Consider the following 15,701-nt stretch of genomic DNA (forward strand, 5'->3'; position numbering starts at 1 on the left):
AGCTTGTTTTTTTGGGGTGCTTACTCAGCCAGTTATCGGTATTCTTTACACCTGATTTAATAACGATCAGGACTCATGTAAAGGTTGATTATTAATCTCGCCTGCCGGTCATTTTTTGGATTAAAATGTCGACACAAAAAACTAATGAGCCAGATGAATTATGAGCAGCATGATATTTACCACTATCATTACTGGTGTTTTTGTCTTTGTGACGGGTCACATTTTGGTAAAAGGCGTACTGGATCCTTACCTTTCCTTCAAAAAGCATTTAGGGATGGTCTCAGCAATTCTTCTGCGGGAGCAAAGCAAAATTATTAACTTAACTGCTGGCAGTGATGCAGTTAACGAGATAAAACATGCTTCAGCCCTACTTCTTGCAGAGTCTAACGCCGTACCATTTTACGGATTTTTCGCTAAATTACGTATACTTCCTCAGCATAAAAAAGTACTTGAGGCATCGCGAAACCTGAACCTTATAGCGAGTATTTTGGAACAGGCAAGTAATAAAATCCCCACAAGTTCCTACAGCACTGTTTACAATTCTCTCAATGCCATAGGTAAAGAGTTGGGGATAATTGTTACTTACAACAATCAAAATAAAACCTAACTATCGGTACTATTCTGCTTAAGTGCGGTGTAAAGCGGCTGTGCTGTTACACTGCCGCGATTTTCGCGTTGCTGTTCCGTGTATCGCCAACATCCATCCTCGTCGTCAGACCAGCGCCACCGCCACGCCACTGGCTCGCATCCTGCTGCATGAAAGGAACTGCAAGCCATTTCCCGCTGTTCTAACTCTTTAATCCTCGCCAGCAATAAGCGCACATTCCCTGGTGAAACCGCTTCAAGGTAGTCGCATAACCAGGAAGAATTTAGGGAGTCGTCAGCAGCTCTAACGACAACGTCCTGAGTTTGCTCGGATGTTATGGCGTGATGGTACGAATCCCCTCCCACCAAGGCAGAATCCCATCTCTCTCCATAGAGTTTCTCAGCATCGTCTATCGTTTCAGTAATTTTTTCGATTGCTTCATTCAACAACATAATTACTCCCCCACTTCCAGTTTGATGCCAGCGGCGCCGATTGCAGATTCAACTTCTACTCTTTCCCATACTTCAAATTGAATTCCCATTGGCGATTTGATGATGCCCGGACTATTCAACTTAACGCTCACCGTCCGCGCTTCTGAGGCGTTTTTCGTAGCAATAGCGGCGTAGGCTATCAGCCGCTTGTCTTGCTCTGCGGTAAGCGCTTCCAGCTCAGCGATCCGCTTCTTGTCGGCGTCACGCTCTGCCAGCAGGGCGAGGATGTTTGATGGGTTTGCCGTGGCGATGAAAGTGAGATTGCTGATGCGCTGCAATTTCGGTATGGAGTTATACGTGCTTGTAGCCTCACACACTGCCGAGCCTAGCGCATCGTCACAGTACACCAGTAATTCACCGCCATGCTTACCGTCGCCACGCTCCCACTCTCCCGGAGTAGCCATCTCAGCCGCTGATTTAAGATTCAGCGCCAGCTCGTCGTTGTTAGTCATTCTGCACCTCCGATTTGCTGCGGAGCTGGGCGGCGAAGGATTCAGCCTCATGCTTGAGGTGTGCGAATACAGCTGAAGTGGTTTCCATGCCGGCCTTTTTTGCGAGCATCATGTTTTCTGCTAACACTTTTTCTGCATATATTTGAACCCCTTCTGCGCGCAGGGAGGCGAGGATGGCGTCGGTGGCGGGGGTTTCTGGAATGTTTTTCATGATTGTGTGTATCGCATGGTTGAACCCGACTTCCTCAGCAAGCGATACGTCATCCCATGATTCGGTTACATCATTAATCATCCGCAATGGAGGTATTGCTACTTTCAACGCCGCATTCTCCGCCACCACAGCATCGCGCTCCGCAGCCAGCTGCTTAACCTGCGCTTCTAACTCTTCGATCGTTGGTTTTTTCATGCCCGCGCACTCCCGAAAATTTTGTGAATGTAATAGCCTTGCCAGTTACGGCGGCACTCTTCGAATACGGTGTTGGTACCGGTACGGCTAACCGATTTCTCGTCATCATCCTGATGAACCGGTACATAGAAGTGAGTGCGCCACACCCGGCGGTCGAGAGCTATTTCACCGTTCTGCCGCATCTTGTGTGAAGCGCCGTTGATCACTGAACGCTTGAGCCCATACGCATCCGCCACCAGTTCGCAGGTGAAAAAACCGTATTGCTCCATGTACTGCTCAATTGCTTCTCTGCCTGTCATCTCACACCTTCCCGTCGTTCTTCATGCGTTCGTAGCGGGCTTTGAGTAACTGCGCGGGAGTTGGCCCGTGCTCTGCCTTCGGCGCCTGCAGGGCGCGGCGTACAGGTGGCACCGGATGCCCTTCAGCGGCGCGTTTCTCCCAGTAGACCAGTACATCAGCAGCGGCGTTCTGCAACTCTTTCTGGCTTAACTGGCCGTCAGTACTGCGGCGTCGCAGCTCCAGGCAGATGTGATAAAGAACCGGCTGCGGCCATGGGTACTGCTCACTGCTCGGGTACTGGAAAACCATCTTTCTCCACTTCCAGAACTCGGTCATCACGTCGTCAGCGGTGATTCCGAACGCCTGCGCCTCTTCCTTGCACCAGGCGACGAATTGCCCTGGCGACGGGAGGAATGGTTTTGCCTGACGGCGGGCAACTCGCATACCCCGATCAACAGTTTCCATGTCTGTTATTCCATTCTCGGCAAACGCTTTAACCCACTGACGGCGTATCTCATCAAACTCATCCTGGCTACGGCCAGCCATGGCCGCGGGGAATGCCGCGAGGAGCTGTGTGAAAACTCCGTTAATGATCTGTGCTACCTGCTCAGTAGGTGACTCTTCCTGGTACTGTTCAGGCAGGTTGTGCGCGAAGCGGCGCATCTGCTCGCGGTCAAAGTTGTGCATCTGCTCAGCAAGGCTTTTCATAGTTTTACCCCGTGAATCCAGTCAGTGTTGTTCAGGTCAACTTTCGGTTTACCAGCGGTGGAAACCTCAGTTCCTGATGCAGCGCGCTGCATCGTCAACTTGTCCCACTGCTTGCGCAGGCTGGACGGACAGAGAATATTGGTCTGCCAGAAGTGGTGCTTGCTGGCCCAGTCGTACAGGTCGCAAAACTCACGGTGTGTCCGCCCGTCAATCTGGTTAGTCAGGCGAACGTCATTTGCCCAGGCTTTCAGGTCAGGCTCTTTGCAGGTCGGGTTTATTTTCTTCACGCGAATGGCGATCCACTCTGCGGCTCTCAGGTCGTCAGCGGTTCCCCACTTGGCACCTGTCGGTGTGTAAATCACCGCTTCGGGATGAGCAGATAAAAATTTATTCAGACGGTCGTCGGTGAATTCGCGAGAATTCTTCGACGAAGATCTTTTAATGTTTTTATTGTTGTTATTACTTTGTTGTTCATGATTCTCGGGGAAACGCTCGGCTAAATGCTCGGCCTTATGCGCGGCACCACAACCGGAAGCCGCGCCATTACTGGCTTCGCCATGCTCGGCATTAAGCGCGGAGATTTGCGCGGGGTAATGCGCGGGTGAATCGTCCATTTTTTGAGCATATTCAGCATAATTTGTGATGGTTATCACAGAGCCTTTTCTCTTTTCTCCTGAGCGAGAAATCATCCCTTCGCGCTCGAAAACATCCAGCATCCTGTCTACGGTGTGACGACTGCATGGCTTCCCTTCCCTGTCGCATAAATTCAGCCCGAGGTCGGCTGAGGTAGTTACCAGTTGTCCGGTTAGCAGCGGCCATTGGCGACCCTTGAAGTTTGCTGTGTAAGGCTGACGGGCGGCAGACAACAGCAGGTTTTCCCACAACGTGCGCAGGAATACGTCCTTCGACCAGGATTGCTTAAGCACACTCCGGTACAACGGGATGAAACCGGTTCTCTGGTTCTCCATCCGGTTGCTCCTGAGTTGCCCCGGATCATTACCGGGGAAGTTGAGAATTTTTGCAGTGTTCACGCTTCCTCCCAGCCGCTGTCACGCAGCAGAGCTTTTTGCTCACCGATGATTGCCATAACCTCTTCGAGAGCCGTAGCGGGCACTGTGAGGCGGTTATTTTCGATTTCTGCATCTGCCAGAAGCTCGGCGAGACGACGGGCGCGCGCCGGGGATAGCTGAGGAATGGCAGCGCTACGGGTGAGCTTGTTCTTACCGGCGGCTTTGGCCTTGTCCAACTGGCGGGTTGCCACTGTTGCCGCCTGAGCGCCGTGCTCGCGGGTCAGCGCAACGGCCGTGGTAGCCGAGACATCACCGGACTTCACCATGTCGATTAGCTCATCGCCGCACGACAGCAGCTGGAGGTGGTGATCGATATCGCCGACAGAGCGCTTGACCATCTTTGCGATTTCATTCGGCGTGCGGCCCTGATTCACCAGTCGCTGATATGCTGCCGCGCGCTCCAGCGGAGACAGCGCTTTTCCCTGGCTGCTGGTGATCATGAAGGCGATGCGATCAGCTTCTGACCCGACAAAGTCTTTGCACTCGATGCGCAGGACTTCAGTACCGGCGGCAGTGGCTGCCAGCGCGCCGTAGTAGCGGTGGTGACCGTCGATGATTTTTACGCCCTGCTCTGTCACCTGAACGGCCAGCGGCGGCACAAACTCACCAGCGATAAACGCATCGCGGAACTCTTCGACGTGCTGCTCGTCGATTTCGCGGACGTTAAAGCCCGGCTCGACGTAGATTTCTGAAAGTGGAACAAGAAAGGTCTTTTTGACCGTAGTCTCTGTGCCGTTCTTGTCTTTTTGCTTGTAAAGCTGGGATAGTGAACTCATAATTATTCCTGTGAATTGATCCAGTTAATTCGCTTAGAAGGCCGTTGGTGTTAGCGCACCGCGGCTTTCGCCATTTTTGTAACTCTCATGCCTCGAAGTCCCCTTTCACCCCTTCACGGTTAGAAATCAGGATTGCCAGCAGAAGCGACATGTTCGGCACCAGGTTCTCCCGCCACCGACTCACGGTCGATTTGTTGACGCCAAGCAGCTCTGCGATGCGAGTCGCGCCCAGTTCTGCGATCTGGCTGTGTAACCAGCTCTCTATCCGCCGCGCCTCCGCTTTGTTGCGTGTTGTTGAACTTTCCATTTGCGATACTTCCTTTGTGATTAGTTGATTCGGCTGAAGAATCAGCCGGTTTAAATTTGAGTTTTGATTGTTAAAGAGCGGCGGTGCCAGACAGCCAAATTAAGAATTTGGGTGTGGGAACAACTCTGGGAGGTCCGGCCTGATTTCGTGCGCCTTAATCTCCCCGCCCGTGGCATTGACGATTGCACTCACCTTTTCTGGTGAAACAGAACCGCCATTCAGCCATTTGTGTACTGCTGGCTGGCTGACACCACAAATGTCTGCAAGTCGCCTTTGGCTGCCAACGATGTTTAAAGCTCGTTGAATAACTTTGTTCATGGATTTTACCTATCCGATTACTGGCTTAATGAAAAAGATAACTCAAGTTATGACCATTGTCCATAACCTTTGTTATTTTACTCTGCATAACCTGAGTTATATATTGTCGCTATGAAAACATTCGCAGATCGACTTAACGCGGCTATGAGCGCCGCAGGCATATCCCAAGGGCAGCTGGCTGAGAAGGTAGGTATTTCGCAACCTGCAATTCAGAAAATGACATCAGGCAAAACAACAGGCAGCCGTAAGATGGTTGAGCTTGCTCATGCATTGAATGTGCGTCCTGAATGGCTAAGTTCCGGCATCGGCCCAATGCAGGGTGAAGGACGGAAGGACGCTGCTGTCCCGCCTGAATCGGAATGGGGTAAAATTGATGCTTGGGATAGCAAAACAGACCTGCCAGATGACGAGGTCGAAGTGCCATATCTGAAAGACATAGAACTTGCCTGCGGTGATGGATCGTGCATTGAGGATGACTACAACGGTTTCAAACTTCGTTTTGCGAAGTCTACCTTGCGTAAAGTTGGGGCTCAGAAAGATAGCGTGTTGTGCTTCCCGGCATCAGGAAATAGCATGGAGCCGATGATCCCAGAGGGTACAACGGTCGCTATTAACACGAACGATAAAAAAATCGTTGATGGCAAAGTTTACGCAATCAGCCAGGACGGATGGAAAAGGCTAAAATCCATTTATCGTGTGAGTCCTACTCGCATAGTAATACGCAGCTTCAACAGTGAAGAGTACCCTGATGAAGAGGCTGATATTGAAAGCGTAGAGATTCTCGGGCGCATGTTCTGGACATCTACTATCTGGTAATTCAGGGGGCAGGGATGAAATTACAACTGATAGCATTATCTTTACTGGCTTTAACAACGAACGCAATCGGCTCTAGCACTCTGAGTTGCGATTATGCCAAGTCCGACATAAGCAAGGGAGCTAATGCTCCAATGATTCCTGGCGGAAAAGGTACTGTTGAATTTGATGGCAAATCATTTAAAGCCACACGTCCAACTGGTGGTGTGATCATTTCGCCAATAATCAATGAACAAAAAAACGGAATGCTTTTTCTTGATGATAAGACAAAAGTGTTCGCAGCAAGCCTTTCTAAAACTGATTTCGCTATCTCTGACCGAATTGCTCGAATCACTGAGCAATGGGCTAACTGTATTGATGTAAGTCCAACGCTCAACACTTCAGATAACGAGAAATCGGCAACTGCCTGGAAATATAGATCTCTCACGAAGCAGGAGATAAATGCTATTGAGGCAGCAGTGAAAGACCAATTAAAGGATCCAGAAAGCGCCAGATTCAAGCACTCTAAGTTTGTGAGCAACGGAAAAGGCGCATACTGCGGCTTAGTTAACTCCAAAAACTCATACGGCGGTTATGCTGGAAACACTCCTTTCATGGTCATGCTTATCAATAATGGCAAACCTCACGCTGGCTTTATAGGTATGGGCGGAGATGATGCCGAGACCTTGTCAACGCTATCCGTCTGCAAAGACAGCGGTTATTTCTAAACCCAGCCTTGATTGAAAGCCCCGCAATGCGGGGTTTTTTATTGCCAAAAATCCCCCCGACAAATTTTTTACAAAAATAAATTCATTTAGTTATCAGCGAATTATAACTTATATAATGATAACTATAAATTAAGTTATTGCCAGCACTCATAACTAAGGTTATATTCAACCCATCGCGACAACACAGCGATGCGGCCACCGGAAGTTAAGCCGCGGCAGACATGAGTCAGCCTGCTTCTTTAACAAATCAGATAAGCAACGAATCACCCGGATCGCTCCTGGCAAATAGAACAGAGCGCCCAATAGGATTGAGGCAGGTGTGTAACGCGCGGCGGGTATAGCACACGCAGAGGAATCCGGTTCGGTGATGGTTGGTTGCTCAGTCGCCCTGAACATCGGGGTAAATTTATCTATCTATTTTTTTTAGTTTTTTTAGAAAGTTAAGGGCTAGGCCAGAACCGCAGCCCTTATCAATTCTTAGATATAATTAAGAAATCAAACTTTTAGTTATCTTATCCATACTCTCTTGCTGAGCATTTTTATCAGCTTCAACAATCATGCTAGTGAATTTCGTTTCCAATTCAGCAAGTCGGCTAAAAAATTTTTCAGGACTTAACCCTTCCCCATTTGCAGTCATGTATGCGAGAGCAGCTTCTTTTCCAGTGAATTTAATCATTTGAATGCCTTTTTCAAGAGTTGGAACTTTAGTCTAAGTCAATCCTTTCATAGCACAAAGCATTATGTAAACAACCCAATAGCAGTCTAACCAGCAGCTTTTTCATACCTCAGTCGCTTCACCGAGGCGGCTTAGTTATGCCAACCACAGGCGCCCATCCAGCGCCTTTTTTTATGCGCAAAGGTTAATAGCTCTGACGCCGGGAAAGTCCGGGAGGAAATTATGCAGCAAATTGTCACTCACAAAGGCAAGCAGTACTCAGTAACCAAACTTGGCTGCGGTTATACCTGGCGGCTGTCACAAGTGGACTGCCCGCGCAACGCTTTCACCATGAATCGTGAAAACATGATTCTTGCTGGCTTCGGTCATGTAGAGGGGGTCAAGCGATGATCGCTCATTACGGCACTACCCCACTCATCCGCCAGTGTCTTAAGCCTGGCATGATGGCGATCTTCGGCGGCCGCACCTACCGAGTTTCAGCCGTCATTCATCAGCGCTGCTGGGTTTACCTGCACACCGACGCTGAAGTTCTCCGCATTAACGACTGCGTTATCGACGTGTTGCTCGATGGCCGCGGTGAACCGCTTATCCACTGAGGTAGATATGGAAATCAAAACTCCCGCTAACCCAAGCAGAAAGGCCACTGCCAGAGTAAAGAATCCATTGCCAGCGCCTTCGGCATGCCGCTTGTGTGGCGGCAATGTGCGAATTGGCACGCATCAAGAGTTGTATGGGCGTGATTTTAGCGACTGGCCTTATGTCTACCTCTGCGAATGTTGCGGTGCTTATGTTGGGCTTCACCCTTTCACAGCTATACCACTCGGCACCCTGGCAGATAAGCAAACTCGCGACGCCCGCAAAAACTGCAAACTACCCTTCGAGCGGATCTGGAAGTCTGGCGGTATGACTCGCACCGAAGCTTATCAGTGGCTGGCTGAAAAGATGGGAATACCCACCCATGAATGCCACTTCGGATGGTTTACGGTCGACCAGTGCCACGCTGCAATGAATATTTGTAACGACTGGCACAACCGCTGATCCACTGATCCCCCTTTATCAACCGACTGGCTGGCTTCACGCAGCCGGGCGATGCACAACCAAATTTCAGGAGATGCCATGAGCGAAGTAACGGATTTAGCTGTTATCGAAATTAAACCGGACATGGCTCCGGCGCTTTATGTCCCGAACGGGCTTGATTCTTATCTCGACCAGATTCGCCAGGCGGTTAATGAAGTGCCTGACCTGAGCACCAAAAAAGGCCGTGACCGTGTCGCCTCGCTGGCGGCGCAGGTATCGCGCAGCAAGACGGCGATTGAAAAGCCAGGGCGTGAGTACCTGAAACGGCTGAAAGAGGCTGTGCGCCCCGCTGAGGCCGAGATAAAGCGTTTCGTTGATGCCTGTGACGAGCTGCGCGATGCGACCCGCCGCCCACTCACCGAATGGGAAGCCGAGCAGGAGCGCATCAAGGCAGAGGAAGCCATGAACGCGCTGCACGTCGAAGCGCTGGAGATGAACGACAAGTTCGATCGCCAGCTCGCCGCGCGCATCGCTGCCGACCATGAAATGGCACTGCTCATGAACGATGCTTTTGACCGCGAACGCGAAGAGCAGCGCCGCCAGGCTGAACAGGCACAGCGCGAACGTGATGAGCAGCTGAAACGCGAAGCCGCCGAGAAGGCTCAGCGCGAAGCGGAAGAGCGCCATCGTGCAGAGATTGAAGCAGCAGCCCGCCGCGAAGCTGAAGTGAAAGCCCGCGCAGAAGCCGCCGAACGTCAGCGCATTGAAGCCGAACAGCGTGCGCAACGTGAAGCCGAAGAGGCACGCCTGCGCGCTGAGCGTGAAAAGCAGGCCGCTATCGCCGCCGAGCAGCGCAAATCACAGGAAGAAGCCGATCGCATCAAGCGCGAGGCCGAAGCCAAAGAAGCTGCCCGCCTGGCTGAAGAGCAGCGCAAAGCAGACGAAACAGCGAAACGCGAAGCCGACGTTAAGCACCGCAAAACTGTCGGTACCGAAATTGTCACCGCCCTTCTGGCGAATACCTCCCTCACCCGCGAGCAGGCCATTGAAGTGCTGACGGCACTGAAAGACGGCCTGGTACCGCGCGCAAAAATTCACTACTGAGGTGCCTGTGAAACATCCAATTCAGCAGCCCCGGCTGCCAAGAACAAAGCCAACGATGCTGGCAAGTCACCGCTCCCTGATTATCGAAGCCCGCGAATCGCGTCTTCTCGGCTGGCGCCGCGAGGCTGCCTACTACCTCCGCAGCGCAGCTATCGAGCGCAAATGCATATCCATGAAGGAGCAGGCTAAATGAGCGCAGTCGAACGTTGGGATGATGAGGCTTTTGCCCGCCTGATGCGTGATGTGATCGCAACGCCACCAGATGACACTGAGCCACCCGTTAACCTTGCTGCTGAGCGCGAAAATCCGGCAATCAGCTGGCAGGAATTTTCAGGAGATTTCCAGTGAGCGAAAAGAAAGTTTATGCAGCCATCAGTGCTGTAGCCAAGGAAATGGCAACTGTCGGCATAAGTAAGGATCGCGTCAATCAGCAACAGCAGTTCGCCTTTCGTGGAATTGACCAGGTGTATAACGCCCTGGCGCCGATGCTGGCAAAGCACGGACTGGTGATACTGCCGAGAATCACTGAGCGCACCGTTACCGAGCGCACCACACAGCGCGGCGGCGTGTTGTTTTATGTTGTCGTCAGAGCTGAGTTTGATTTTGTGAGTACTGAAGATGGCAGCCTGCACACTGTGATCACCTACGGCGAAGCAATGGACAGCGGCGATAAGGCAACCAATAAAGCGATGTCGATCGCCTACAAATATGCCGCATTCCAGACCTTCTGTATTCCTACTGAACAAACAGCAGTAGACGCAGATAACGAGGTCCATGAAGTCTCGCCACAGTCGGCAGAAGAAGCGCTGCGTGAGTTTGCCGATAAAGCCGCTCTTTGCCAGTCAGTGAGTGAGCTTCAGGTCGCCTACAAAGAGGCGTGGCCGAGATTTGGTGGATCGAAGGATCATGAAGAGCGAGCCACTGAAGCCTACAAAACACGCGGTAAAGAGTTGATAAATAAGACGGCTTAGCGGAGGGAGAATGAATCCAGAGCAGATTTTGTCCACCCTCCGTAAAGATACTCGCAACCACATCACCGAATTTCACCGCTCACAAACCACCCGTGGCGCGCTGGCGCATATCGGGGGCATCACCCTCAACTACCACGAACCTTATTACGAGGGGTGGGCTCCTGCGCTTGAGATGCAGGAAACGTTCATTGGCGCCGCGCAGTTATCGCAGGTCATGCCCCATCTAGTTGCGGAACCCTGGGGTAACGGTGGCATTGGGGGTGTGGTTTATCGACTCAAGGAGTCCGGGTGATGGCTGAGCGATGGCAACCATTTGAAAACCTGTTCCTGCATGAGGTTGGGGCAAAGATGCCCCTCCCCGAGATAGCAGCGAAGCTTGAGCGATCGGAATCAGCAATCACCCGGCAGGCATCGCGCATCGGCGCGTCTCTTCTCAGTCGAATGAACGGCAGGACATGGACCGATGCTGAGCTATTCCTCTTTGGTCAATTCAGCATCGAAGAGATAGCAGTAGCTACCGGTCGTTCGATTATCTCCGTGCGCAATAAGCGCAACTCACTGGCACGAAAGTCAGGAGGAAAAATTATGTCTGAATGGACACGCGAAGAGCTCGCCCTGCTCTGGCGTTACAACAATGAGCAGGTCGCTGAAATGACCGGGCGCAGCGTTGAGGAAGTTGGGGACCGTCGTTTGAAAGCCAACTACGAGCGAAATAACTGGCCTGAGTTCGACCCGGAGCGTGAGTCATGACGGCTAAATATTCACTCATCTACGCCGATCCACCCTGGTCTTACGGAAACACCATCAGCAACGGCGCCGCAGCCGATCACTACTCCACCATGAAGTTAATCGACATTAAGCGCCTGCCAGTGTGGGAGCTATCTGCCGAAAACGCTGTGCTGGCGATGTGGTACACCGGCACGCATAACCGGGAGGCGATAGAACTGGCCGAGGCGTGGGGCTTTACCGTTCGCACGATGAAAGGCTTTACCTGGGTGAAGCTGAATCAGAATGCCGAGCTACGCATCAACAAGGCGCTGGCCGAGGGTGAGGTCAGCGACTTTTACGACTTCCTCGATCTGCTTAACGCCGAGACGCGCATGAATGGAGGCAACCACACCCGGGCAAATACCGAAGACCTCTTGATTGCCACCCGCGGCGCCGGGCTGGAGCGAAAGCATGCCGGGATTAAGCAGGTGGTATACAGCCCGCTCGGCGCGCATAGCGAAAAACCGTGGGAAGTACGCCACCGGCTGGAGTTGCTGTACGGCGATGTGCCTCGCATTGAGCTGTTTAGCCGCAGCGCGGCGCCAGGCTGGCATCACTGGGGAAATCAGTGCACCACCGCCGCTGTAGAACTGCTTCCCGGCTGCGCCATCGACGTTGTGAAAACGGAGGCGTCATGACACCAGAAATCGAAAACGCCATCCGCGCGCAGGGCCGTAAATGCGTGGACGAAATCCGCCAGGCCATGAAAGCCCGGCCAAAGCCGAAATGGAATTCAGTGGTGCCTCCGATCCTCAAAAAGCATCACGCAAAGATAGAGCCTATGGGCGTCAGCCTTGTGGCATTCGTTAGCCGAATTGGGCGCATGAATGGGCGCTATGGAGTGGAGTCGTGACTAAATACGCAAAACTGGACGATGCAATCTTGCAGATCATCGGTGACAGTCCAATCACATTTTCAGGAATTTTTGTGCGAGATGTTGCGCAGGAATGCAGGCTGATTGCGGGTACAGAAAAGAGCAAGCCCGAGCCGTTCCGCATTCTCGACCGCAGATTGCAGGCGCTGCGTAAGCTTGGCGTTATCCGCAATGTGACGGGTAATGGGTGGGTTAAGTCATGAAAGAACGCCCAATGATTTTCAACGCTGAGATGGTGCGCGCCATTCTCGACGGACGGAAGACGCAGACGCGGCGGATTATGAAACCTCAGCCAACTCCTTGCACTCTTCAGAAGGGCGGGCATTGGTGGCCTAGTAACGTATTTAAAACAATGCTTCATATCGAAGAAGAGATGCAGAACGGAAAAGGCGGCTGGGGCGGATTAGTTGGTGATGCTTGCCACTTTGGCGATGTGGGCGATCGCATTTGGGTGCGGGAGACGTTTGCAGCTTTTGATGCAGACTGGAAATTCCCGGGCAGACCTCACGACCTAAAAGATGGTCCCTGGCCTAACGTTATCTACCCAGCAAGCAGATCTGAAGTTCCTCCTGGAACGTTACGACCTTCAATCCATATGCCGCGCTGGGCCAGCCGCATCACGCTGGAGATTACCGGCGTGCGGGTGGAGCGGTTGCAGAACATCAGTGATGAGGACGTAGATGCTGAGGGTTTTGCTGGCGATTATCCAACATCTGCTCTTCCTGAGCTTTTCCCAGGTGAGCCAAGTGACTGGTCCCATTTATCAATGCGGGATTGTTATGGCGTGCTGTGGCAATCCATCTACGGCGAAGACAGCTGGCAGGCTAATCCGTGGGTTTGGGTTATCGAATTTAAACGCATCGAAGGCGGTGGCGCATGAAAGCCAAAATCACCAGGTCGCTAAAGCGGCCTTTTTTATTGCTTGCGTTCACCTTCAACCGTATTAACCAACAGTTCCGGGATTATCTATGAATCGAGCATCAATCATTCTAGCCTTAACGGCCGGGACGTTGGCATCCGTTAAATCGTGGAGCAACGCCACCCTGTCCCCTTCCCTTTATGCCGGATTTAGCTATCCGGTGAGCAGCGGAAAAACTGGCATCGCAGCAGCGCGCCGGGCCGCCAAGAAACGCAGGAGAGCACGCAATGGCTGACATCATCGATAACGCATCAGAGATTGAAGAGCTTCAGCGTAACGCTGCCCTTTCCGCTCTCCGCATCGACCACAGCGCGGTATCGGCTGAGCATTGCGAGGAGTGTGGGGAGGAAATTCCCGCACCGCGGCGCGCGGCGATGCCGGGCTGCCAGATGTGCGCCGAGTGCCAGGGAATTATCGAACTGAAGCGCAAGCAAAGGGGCATGTGATGCGAATAGACGAATTGCCAAAACTGCCAAGGCTGTATCGTGTGATTGAAGTTGATCTGGACGTTTTACGCAATGGGATAGGCAGTGGCGGCGGAGTGATATTCGATATTGATCGGTTGGTAAAAAGGAAGGTGCGCCGGGTTCTGCACGCGGGTGGTTGGAAGTGGCAACTTGTGCGGGAATACCACGGATGGGAAGCGCAATATGACTACTGCTTTGAGCAGGACCGTGAATGCCTTGAGCACCTTAACTACGACCTTGGCTTGTTGAAATGACGCAACTTACAGGCGATTCACTGAGTCGCCTGTTGGGTGCTGAGCACCGATAAGACCTATCTATCATCCCTTGATGTTTGCCGCCTGCGGGCGGCTTCTTTTTTGCCTGGAGTAAACCATGGTTTCTGAAAAGCCAATCACCGCGCAGCAGGCGGCGGAATTCCTGATCGTGTCTCCTCGCACCATCTACCGGCTGATTGATTCCGGCCAGCTGGCCGGGCAGAAGATCGGGAACAAATACCGCACAACCGATGCGGCCTGTATTGCGTATTTACACGCCCGGCGCGATCCTGTTGCAGCGAGCGCGGGTGAACATAAAGGAGAGTTTTTATGTCAATCACCCTCAGGGGCGGCGTCTGGCACTGTCATTTCGTTACGCCGTCAGGGAAAAGAATTAGACGATCTCTTGGTACGGGGGACAAAAAGCAAGCGCAGGAGCTGCACGACAAGTTAAAGGCTGAAGCGTGGCGGGTGGATCAGATTGGTGATTTACCGGCGAGGACGTTTGAGGAGTGCTGCATCAGATGGCTGCGCGAGAAGGAAGATAAGCGATCCCTGGACGATGACAGGACTAAGATCGAGTTTTTCCTGCAACACTTCGCCGGGCGTGACATCTCCACCATTACTGCCGAACAGGTTAATGATGCGGTCTCGAAGATGATCAACCGCCGACATCTTCGCATCTGGCAAACGCGACGTGATTCTGCGGTGCGGAAAGGAAAGGAGCCGCCTCCATACGTAGCGAAGCCGGTGAGCCAGGCAACAAAGAGCCAGCACCTGTCCTTTATGCGCGGATTGCTGCGTGCTGTGGCGAATGACTGGGGCTGGATTAAGACCGCTCCGGTCATCAAGACAAAGAAGCCTGTCAGTAAACGCATACGCTGGCTCACGCGAGATGAGGCCGAAAGGCTGATTGAGTGCATGCCGGAAAGCATAAAGCCGGTGGTTATCTTTGCCCTGGCTACCGGCCTGCGCCGCTCCAACATTCTTGATCTGGAGTGGCAGCAGGTCGATATGCAGAGAAAGGTTGCATGGGTAAATCCAGAGAACGCAAAAGCGGGCAAGGCTATCGGCGTCGCTCTGAATGATACCGCATGCAGGGTGTTAAGGGATCAGATCGGGAAAAGTTCGAAGTGGGTTTTCGTTCACACCAAGCCAAAGCACCGGCCAGACGGAACGGTAACGCCGGCGGTCAGGAAAATGCGCGTTGACGATAACCAGGCATGGAACATCGGGCTGAGGAAAGCCGGGATTGAAGATTTCCGCTTTCACGACCTCCGGCACACCTGGGCGAGCTGGCTGATACAGTCTGGCGTGCCTTTGTCTGTTCTGCAGGAAATGGGCGGCTGGGAGTCTATCGAAATGGTCAGGCGTTATGCACACCTCGCGCCGAATCATCTCACCGAGCATGCACGGAAAATTGACGCCATTTTTGGCAGCGATGACACAAACATGACACAAGGAGGAAATCAGGCTGGATTAAAATTAGCGTAACATACTGATTTTAAATGGTACGCCCTACAGGGTTCGAACCTGTGACCTACGGCTTAGAAGGCCGTTGCTCTATCCAGCTGAGCTAAGGGCGCATTGCGCGAATGTCACCACCTTTACGGTGGAAACGCCTGGAATTATACGGTGAGCACCAGGTGAGTCAATGTATTTTAGGCTGGTTGCCTGCGAAGTGAACGCGCCTGCGCGTTTTCCCGGCAATCCGCCAGTTTATGCGCCGTTACGCCTA

30 protein-coding genes and 1 tRNA gene are annotated in these 15,701 nt (G+C 52.4%); 20 read left to right on the forward strand and 11 right to left on the reverse strand.

The annotated features are described in order from the left end of the window. The first annotated feature begins 160 nt into the window (after positions 1 to 160). Positions 161 to 607 (forward strand): hypothetical protein, encoded by a 447-nt coding sequence (locus ABIC80_RS19060; RefSeq protein WP_429178266.1) that lies wholly within the window; start codon positions 161 to 163, stop codon positions 605 to 607. Here ABIC80_RS19060 and ABIC80_RS19065 read toward each other — a convergent pair. From ABIC80_RS19065 to ABIC80_RS19105, 9 genes are all read right to left on the reverse strand, one after another. After that, positions 604 to 1,038 (reverse strand): hypothetical protein, encoded by a 435-nt coding sequence (locus tag ABIC80_RS19065; RefSeq protein ID WP_429178268.1) that lies wholly within the window; start codon positions 1,036 to 1,038, stop codon positions 604 to 606. The two genes, ABIC80_RS19060 and ABIC80_RS19065, sit on opposite strands and share 4 nt — an antisense overlap. A 2-nt stretch (positions 1,039 to 1,040) precedes the next feature. Next, positions 1,041 to 1,529 carry an ead/Ea22-like family protein gene (locus ABIC80_RS19070; protein ID WP_429178270.1) on the reverse strand — a complete coding sequence of 163 codons (489 nt, stop codon included), beginning with the start codon at positions 1,527 to 1,529 and terminating at the stop codon, positions 1,041 to 1,043. Continuing rightward, entirely contained in the window at positions 1,522 to 1,935 is a 414-nt protein-coding gene (locus tag ABIC80_RS19075) for a hypothetical protein (protein WP_429178271.1), read from the reverse strand. Before ABIC80_RS19075 ends, ABIC80_RS19070 begins: the two co-directional genes overlap by 8 nt. After that, positions 1,932 to 2,234 carry a hypothetical protein gene (locus tag ABIC80_RS19080; protein ID WP_429178272.1) on the reverse strand — a complete coding sequence of 101 codons (303 nt, stop codon included), beginning with the start codon at positions 2,232 to 2,234 and terminating at the stop codon, positions 1,932 to 1,934. Before ABIC80_RS19080 ends, ABIC80_RS19075 begins: the two co-directional genes overlap by 4 nt. Position 2,235: 1 nt before the next feature. Further along, complete coding sequence (locus tag ABIC80_RS19085) at positions 2,236 to 2,922, reverse strand: replication protein P (protein ID WP_429178274.1); 687 nt, start codon at positions 2,920 to 2,922, stop codon at positions 2,236 to 2,238. Next, a complete protein-coding gene (locus tag ABIC80_RS19090) occupies positions 2,919 to 3,890 on the reverse strand; it encodes a replication protein (RefSeq protein ID WP_429178370.1) in 972 nt (323 codons plus the stop codon). The genes ABIC80_RS19085 and ABIC80_RS19090 overlap by 4 nt, the downstream gene beginning before the upstream one ends. A gap of 59 nt (positions 3,891 to 3,949) precedes the next feature. Next, complete coding sequence (locus ABIC80_RS19095) at positions 3,950 to 4,768, reverse strand: ParB/RepB/Spo0J family partition protein (RefSeq protein ID WP_429178276.1); 819 nt, start codon at positions 4,766 to 4,768, stop codon at positions 3,950 to 3,952. Positions 4,769 to 4,853: 85 nt separating this feature from the next. After that, positions 4,854 to 5,075 carry a CII family transcriptional regulator gene (locus tag ABIC80_RS19100; protein ID WP_054803813.1) on the reverse strand — a complete coding sequence of 74 codons (222 nt, stop codon included), beginning with the start codon at positions 5,073 to 5,075 and terminating at the stop codon, positions 4,854 to 4,856. 99 nt (positions 5,076 to 5,174) lie between these two features. Then, positions 5,175 to 5,393 carry a transcriptional regulator gene (locus tag ABIC80_RS19105; RefSeq protein WP_429178278.1) on the reverse strand — a complete coding sequence of 73 codons (219 nt, stop codon included), beginning with the start codon at positions 5,391 to 5,393 and terminating at the stop codon, positions 5,175 to 5,177. A 111-nt stretch (positions 5,394 to 5,504) separates the two neighbouring features. Here ABIC80_RS19105 and ABIC80_RS19110 point away from each other — a divergent pair, with 111 nt between their 5' ends. Both ABIC80_RS19110 and ABIC80_RS19115 read left to right on the forward strand, forming a co-directional pair. Further along, the gene (locus tag ABIC80_RS19110) at positions 5,505 to 6,209 is read left to right on the forward strand and encodes an XRE family transcriptional regulator (protein ID WP_429178280.1); all 705 of its coding nucleotides are present in this window, start codon (positions 5,505 to 5,507) and stop codon (positions 6,207 to 6,209) included. 14 nt (positions 6,210 to 6,223) lie between these two features. After that, complete coding sequence (locus tag ABIC80_RS19115) at positions 6,224 to 6,913, forward strand: hypothetical protein (RefSeq protein WP_429178282.1); 690 nt, start codon at positions 6,224 to 6,226, stop codon at positions 6,911 to 6,913. A gap of 487 nt (positions 6,914 to 7,400) precedes the next feature. Here ABIC80_RS19115 and ABIC80_RS19120 read toward each other — a convergent pair whose 3' ends face one another. Then, positions 7,401 to 7,589: a hypothetical protein gene (locus tag ABIC80_RS19120; protein WP_429178284.1), complete on the reverse strand. Its 189-nt coding sequence runs from the start codon at positions 7,587 to 7,589 to the stop codon at positions 7,401 to 7,403. Positions 7,590 to 7,811: 222 nt separating this feature from the next. On the opposite strand from ABIC80_RS19120, the gene ABIC80_RS19125 reads away from it, so the two are divergent. The 17 genes from ABIC80_RS19125 to ABIC80_RS19205 all read left to right on the forward strand — a co-directional run bounded on the left by ABIC80_RS19125 (position 7,812) and on the right by ABIC80_RS19205 (position 15,457). Next, positions 7,812 to 7,979: a hypothetical protein gene (locus tag ABIC80_RS19125; protein ID WP_429178285.1), complete on the forward strand. Its 168-nt coding sequence runs from the start codon at positions 7,812 to 7,814 to the stop codon at positions 7,977 to 7,979. Then, positions 7,976 to 8,185, forward strand: coding sequence for a cell division protein FtsZ (locus ABIC80_RS19130; protein WP_054803801.1), 210 nt, complete (start codon positions 7,976 to 7,978; stop codon positions 8,183 to 8,185). Before ABIC80_RS19125 ends, ABIC80_RS19130 begins: the two co-directional genes overlap by 4 nt. Before the next feature lie 7 nt (positions 8,186 to 8,192). Next, positions 8,193 to 8,627, forward strand: a complete 435-nt coding sequence (locus ABIC80_RS19135; RefSeq protein WP_429178287.1) for a zinc-finger-containing protein — start codon at positions 8,193 to 8,195, stop codon at positions 8,625 to 8,627. 78 nt (positions 8,628 to 8,705) lie between these two features. Continuing rightward, positions 8,706 to 9,710: a hypothetical protein gene (locus ABIC80_RS19140; protein WP_429178289.1), complete on the forward strand. Its 1,005-nt coding sequence runs from the start codon at positions 8,706 to 8,708 to the stop codon at positions 9,708 to 9,710. Between the two features lie 7 nt (positions 9,711 to 9,717). After that, positions 9,718 to 9,903, forward strand: a complete 186-nt coding sequence (locus tag ABIC80_RS19145; RefSeq protein ID WP_429178291.1) for a hypothetical protein — start codon at positions 9,718 to 9,720, stop codon at positions 9,901 to 9,903. Then, positions 9,900 to 10,058: a hypothetical protein gene (locus ABIC80_RS19150; RefSeq protein ID WP_429178293.1), complete on the forward strand. Its 159-nt coding sequence runs from the start codon at positions 9,900 to 9,902 to the stop codon at positions 10,056 to 10,058. The genes ABIC80_RS19145 and ABIC80_RS19150 overlap by 4 nt, the downstream gene beginning before the upstream one ends. Next, complete coding sequence (locus ABIC80_RS19155) at positions 10,055 to 10,681, forward strand: ERF family protein (protein WP_429178295.1); 627 nt, start codon at positions 10,055 to 10,057, stop codon at positions 10,679 to 10,681. The genes ABIC80_RS19150 and ABIC80_RS19155 overlap by 4 nt, the downstream gene beginning before the upstream one ends. A gap of 10 nt (positions 10,682 to 10,691) precedes the next feature. Continuing rightward, positions 10,692 to 10,973, forward strand: a complete 282-nt coding sequence (locus ABIC80_RS19160; protein ID WP_429178296.1) for a hypothetical protein — start codon at positions 10,692 to 10,694, stop codon at positions 10,971 to 10,973. Next, the gene (locus ABIC80_RS19165) at positions 10,973 to 11,431 is read left to right on the forward strand and encodes a hypothetical protein (protein WP_429178298.1); all 459 of its coding nucleotides are present in this window, start codon (positions 10,973 to 10,975) and stop codon (positions 11,429 to 11,431) included. The genes ABIC80_RS19160 and ABIC80_RS19165 overlap by 1 nt, the downstream gene beginning before the upstream one ends. Next, on the forward strand, positions 11,428 to 12,087 hold the full coding sequence (locus tag ABIC80_RS19170) for an MT-A70 family methyltransferase (RefSeq protein WP_429178299.1): 660 nt from the start codon (positions 11,428 to 11,430) through the stop codon (positions 12,085 to 12,087). Before ABIC80_RS19165 ends, ABIC80_RS19170 begins: the two co-directional genes overlap by 4 nt. After that, a complete protein-coding gene (locus ABIC80_RS19175) occupies positions 12,084 to 12,302 on the forward strand; it encodes a hypothetical protein (protein WP_045343381.1) in 219 nt (72 codons plus the stop codon). The genes ABIC80_RS19170 and ABIC80_RS19175 overlap by 4 nt, the downstream gene beginning before the upstream one ends. Then, positions 12,299 to 12,526 carry a hypothetical protein gene (locus tag ABIC80_RS19180; RefSeq protein ID WP_429178301.1) on the forward strand — a complete coding sequence of 76 codons (228 nt, stop codon included), beginning with the start codon at positions 12,299 to 12,301 and terminating at the stop codon, positions 12,524 to 12,526. Before ABIC80_RS19175 ends, ABIC80_RS19180 begins: the two co-directional genes overlap by 4 nt. Then, on the forward strand, positions 12,523 to 13,203 hold the full coding sequence (locus ABIC80_RS19185; RefSeq protein WP_429178302.1) for a hypothetical protein: 681 nt from the start codon (positions 12,523 to 12,525) through the stop codon (positions 13,201 to 13,203). The genes ABIC80_RS19180 and ABIC80_RS19185 overlap by 4 nt, the downstream gene beginning before the upstream one ends. A 266-nt stretch (positions 13,204 to 13,469) precedes the next feature. Continuing rightward, a complete protein-coding gene (locus tag ABIC80_RS19190; RefSeq protein WP_429178303.1) occupies positions 13,470 to 13,688 on the forward strand; it encodes a TraR/DksA family transcriptional regulator in 219 nt (72 codons plus the stop codon). After that, positions 13,688 to 13,963, forward strand: a complete 276-nt coding sequence (locus ABIC80_RS19195; RefSeq protein ID WP_429178305.1) for a hypothetical protein — start codon at positions 13,688 to 13,690, stop codon at positions 13,961 to 13,963. Before ABIC80_RS19190 ends, ABIC80_RS19195 begins: the two co-directional genes overlap by 1 nt. A 118-nt stretch (positions 13,964 to 14,081) precedes the next feature. Continuing rightward, positions 14,082 to 14,417 carry a helix-turn-helix domain-containing protein gene (locus tag ABIC80_RS19200; RefSeq protein WP_094193182.1) on the forward strand — a complete coding sequence of 112 codons (336 nt, stop codon included), beginning with the start codon at positions 14,082 to 14,084 and terminating at the stop codon, positions 14,415 to 14,417. Beyond that, positions 14,300 to 15,457 carry a tyrosine-type recombinase/integrase gene (locus tag ABIC80_RS19205; RefSeq protein WP_429178372.1) on the forward strand — a complete coding sequence of 386 codons (1,158 nt, stop codon included), beginning with the start codon at positions 14,300 to 14,302 and terminating at the stop codon, positions 15,455 to 15,457. Before ABIC80_RS19200 ends, ABIC80_RS19205 begins: the two co-directional genes overlap by 118 nt. A gap of 15 nt (positions 15,458 to 15,472) precedes the next feature. Here the strand turns inward: ABIC80_RS19205 and ABIC80_RS19210 are convergent. After that, a tRNA-Arg gene (locus ABIC80_RS19210) sits at positions 15,473 to 15,549 on the reverse strand. Positions 15,550 to 15,701 lie beyond the last annotated feature (152 nt).

It is taken from the genome of Kosakonia sp. 1610 (assembly GCF_050435845.1).
GTDB classification, from domain to species: Bacteria; Pseudomonadota; Gammaproteobacteria; order Enterobacterales; family Enterobacteriaceae; genus Kosakonia; species Kosakonia cowanii.